The following is a 3,184-nucleotide window of genomic DNA, read 5'->3' as shown; positions in this document are numbered from 1 at the left end:
ATTATGGACAATTTAAATATCCACAAGAGTCGGGAAGTTGAGGAATTGATTAGGGGGACAGGAGCACGAATCCTATACCTGCCTGTGTATGCGCCGGAGTTGAATCCCATTGAGATGATGTGGTCGGTGTTGAAGCATTTTATTCGGCAGCTTTGCAGAATTGGGAAATATAGCATGGAGCAGATAGTGAAGACTTCTTTACTACTGATCAATCCATCCTCCTTCCGAAGTTGGTTTGCTAAGTGCTGCTGTTGTACCCCTTGAGCCCTTAACAGGCTGTAGGTTGTAGTATGTCTTGGCCTATCGTCAGATTGTCCGCAGCCATTTATCTAATTGCAATCTTAAATCGCAAAAGATGCTCCTAATTGGCTGTAGCCAAATTTTGCCTAAAAAAGTTACATCTGGCAGCTTGCGTCCAGGAGAAGAGGAAATCTGAATGATCTACAAAACCTACAAAATAACGACAAGTTCAGCCGGGCAGTTAAAGCTCTGTCGATATTGATCTTCTGTAGGATTGCCAGACTTGGCTGCCGGTTTGTCTAGGGATCTGGTTGCGAACTTCCACAAATTTTCAGTGTTGTTGCTTTTCTAGATTGGCTTTTTCCAATAGACCAGCGCATCTTCTCCGCTGTAATAGCCCTTGCGGCGTCCCAGCAATTGAAACCCTGCCGATTCATAGAGGCGGATGGCGGCCTGGTTAGAAGCCCTCACCTCCAACGTGGCCCAGCGACAGCCTGCTGCCCTGGCTTGGCTCAACAGCTCCTCCAGGATCCTTCGACCCAAACCACGCCGCCGATGGGCAGGATCCACCGCCAACGAGATGATGTGGGCTTCTTCTTCGATGCGCCAGAGGATGCCAAAGCCCACGAGCGCTTGGGTCGTTTGCGTCGCGAGGTCTGGAGAGGGAGGGGGGAACTCCGTTCGGCCCAAGCCACAGGAAGCGCCAGCGGCAGCCGGTTCCGCCACAACCCCGATCACCGTGCTGCTGGGTCTTTCCAGCTCCGCGCGATAGCCCTGTTCTCCCCAGTATCCGCCGTAGCAGCGGCGATCCAGCTCCAGCAATTGGGGCAGGGCGGTGAGGTCGAGCACCTGCAGCCGATAACTCGTACCGCTCATGGTGGTCTAGTCCCGCAATTCGCAGAACTCGGCCAGCAACAACTGCCCAAAGGGATCGTCATCGGGGGCGGCATAGGGCAGGGCTCGGCGGCTAAGGCTTAAGATCTGACCCCCCGATTGGGGATGGGGCTTGAGCTCGTAATCGATCCCTTCTTGGAAGCCGGCCTCTTGCAGGTAATCTTGGGCGGCTTTGAGGATCCCTGCTCGCAGTTGGGCTTTGACGGCAGGGGCCATGAGGTGGCGAACAAACCAGCGGGCGCTGTCGGGATCCACCTCGGCAAGGTATTGGAGAGCGGGAGTCAACACCGCGGAGCGCTCTTGGGGGGAGAGGCCGTTGACCTGCTGAGCTACCGCGGGCACATCCCGCCTTTGCATGGCCTGGATCAGGGTTTGGATGGCCGGAGAAAAAGAGGGATCCGACGCTTGGCTCATGGCTGCCAAAAGGATTCGAGGGTGCGGACAAGGGCCGCTGCTTCCGAAGGAGAGGGGGGGCTCGGCAGACAGACGGTAACATGGCCCAGCTTGCGCCCCGGGCGGGCGGGGGTCTTGTGGTACCAGTGCACCGTGGCATTGGGGATCGCAGCCAAGCGCTGCCGCTGCTCGGCATAGTCGCCGGTGGAGTGCTCGTAGCCCAAGAGGTTGACCATCACCGCCCCCCCACACTTGAGGGAGGGATCCCCCAAGGGGAGACCGAGGATGGCCCGCAGATGCTGCTCAAATTGCGAGGTGTGGCAGGCTTCCAGGGTGTAGTGGCCGGAGTTGTGAACCCGCGGCGAGATTTCGTTGATCCAGATCCCGGCCTTGGGGTGGGGCGGCGGCACCCAGAACAGCTCGATGGCAAACACGCCCACCGCATCCAATTTTTCCATCACCTTGACCGCCAAATCCCGGATCTCGGCCTCAACAGAGGAAGGGATGCGGGCGGGCACCAAGACGTGGCGACAGACTTGGTTAACTTGAACCGTCTCCACCACGGGGTAGATCTGGATTTCTCCCGTCAGCCCTCGCGCCACCATCACCGCCAGCTCCCGCTCAAACGGGATCCACTCTTCAACCAGCAGCGGGATCCCGGCATACTCAGCCAGAGCCTGTTGCAAGGTTGCTGGGTCGGGCAGGATGCGGGTGCCCTGCCCATCGTAGCCCTGCCGCCGCCGCTTGAGCACCAAGGGAAAGCTCAGGCTAGGTAGATCTGCCGTCTCCGCAGGCCAAAAAGCCGGCACCGGCATCCCCAGCTCTGCCAGAAACTGCCGTTGGTGCAACTTGTCCAGCAGCGGCTCTAGCGTGCTCAGGCGAGGACGAAAGCGGGATCCCTGCGGATCCAGTTTTTGCAGCTCCGCCAGCGGGATGAACTCGTTCTCAAAAGTTACCACCGGGCAGCGTTGCAGCAACTGGGCTGTGGCCTGGGTGTCGGTCACGGCACCCCAGACCACGCCGTCGGCCACGGCCACCGCCGGATCGGTAGGAGCGGCAGCCTGAACAATCAGCGGGATCCCCAATGGGCGAGCCGCCAAAGCCAACATCTGCGCCAACTGCCCACCGCCGATCACCCCCACCGGTTGGAAGCTCTGGTTTTTTGGGGATACTTGGGGTTCCACCACTGTCTCGCTATACTGACGGGTGTGCCTGCTTGGATCCAAAACCCATTATGGGATCCCTTGCCCTCTAGCGCTAGGAGAAAAACGGTGGAACCCCCTCAACCTTCTGAGCTCAGAGCTTTGATCGACCGGGCTTTGGCAGATAAGGTCTTAACCCGCGCTGAACAACAGCAGATCCTCAATGCCGTCGCAGCCGATCAAGAGGTTTCCCCAGAAGAGCATGACTCTAGTCAATGATATGCTGGACTATACTGAAAATAATGTACAGTATGTTCAGTATGGCTGCTTGGCATGGCTAGATATGTAAAACCGAGAGAAGCGGCGGATTATTTTGGGGTGTGTCTCCACACCTTGAGGCGATGGGAACAGAAGGGCTGGATCAATGCAACACGTACACCATCCGGTAGGGCGAGAAGGTATGACCTCGACAGCTACATTGGCCTCCGGCCCGCTGACGCGAACAGAGCGCCCAA

6 protein-coding genes are annotated in these 3,184 nt (G+C 57.9%); 3 read left to right on the top strand and 3 right to left on the bottom strand.

Going from position 1 to position 3,184, the window contains the following annotated elements; translation table 11 throughout:
* The coding region (locus tag SYN65AY6A5_RS02710; RefSeq protein ID WP_206336950.1) for a transposase at positions 1–264 on the top strand (264 nt) is incomplete at its 5' end.
* A 324-nt stretch (positions 265–588) separates the two neighbouring features.
* Here SYN65AY6A5_RS02710 and rimI read toward each other — a convergent pair.
* Genes rimI through SYN65AY6A5_RS02695 form a run of 3 tightly spaced genes read right to left on the bottom strand, consistent with a single transcriptional unit; the run spans position 589 to position 2,711 of the window.
* A complete protein-coding gene (gene rimI / locus SYN65AY6A5_RS02705; RefSeq protein ID WP_099813123.1) occupies positions 589–1,116 on the bottom strand; it encodes a ribosomal protein S18-alanine N-acetyltransferase in 528 nt (175 codons plus the stop codon).
* 6 nt (positions 1,117–1,122) lie between these two features.
* Positions 1,123–1,548 (bottom strand): hypothetical protein, encoded by a 426-nt coding sequence (locus tag SYN65AY6A5_RS02700; RefSeq protein ID WP_099813122.1) that lies wholly within the window; start codon positions 1,546–1,548, stop codon positions 1,123–1,125.
* Positions 1,545–2,711: a 5-(carboxyamino)imidazole ribonucleotide synthase gene (locus SYN65AY6A5_RS02695; protein ID WP_240530386.1), complete on the bottom strand. Its 1,167-nt coding sequence runs from the start codon at positions 2,709–2,711 to the stop codon at positions 1,545–1,547. Before SYN65AY6A5_RS02695 ends, SYN65AY6A5_RS02700 begins: the two co-directional genes overlap by 4 nt.
* Positions 2,712–2,798: 87 nt before the next feature.
* Between SYN65AY6A5_RS02695 and SYN65AY6A5_RS13945 the strand changes: the two genes are divergently transcribed.
* Positions 2,799–2,948 (top strand): hypothetical protein, encoded by a 150-nt coding sequence (locus SYN65AY6A5_RS13945; RefSeq protein ID WP_168173344.1) that lies wholly within the window; start codon positions 2,799–2,801, stop codon positions 2,946–2,948.
* A 54-nt stretch (positions 2,949–3,002) separates the two neighbouring features.
* A partial coding sequence (locus tag SYN65AY6A5_RS02690) for a helix-turn-helix domain-containing protein (RefSeq protein WP_143597127.1) occupies positions 3,003–3,184 on the top strand: 182 nt, incomplete at its 3' end.

The sequence above is a fragment of the Synechococcus sp. 65AY6A5 genome, from assembly GCF_002760415.1.
Lineage (GTDB): Bacteria > Cyanobacteriota > Cyanobacteriia > Thermostichales > Thermostichaceae > Thermostichus.
The sequence above is the reverse complement of the archived record's forward strand: the minus strand, read 5'-3'. Positions and strand labels throughout refer to the sequence as shown.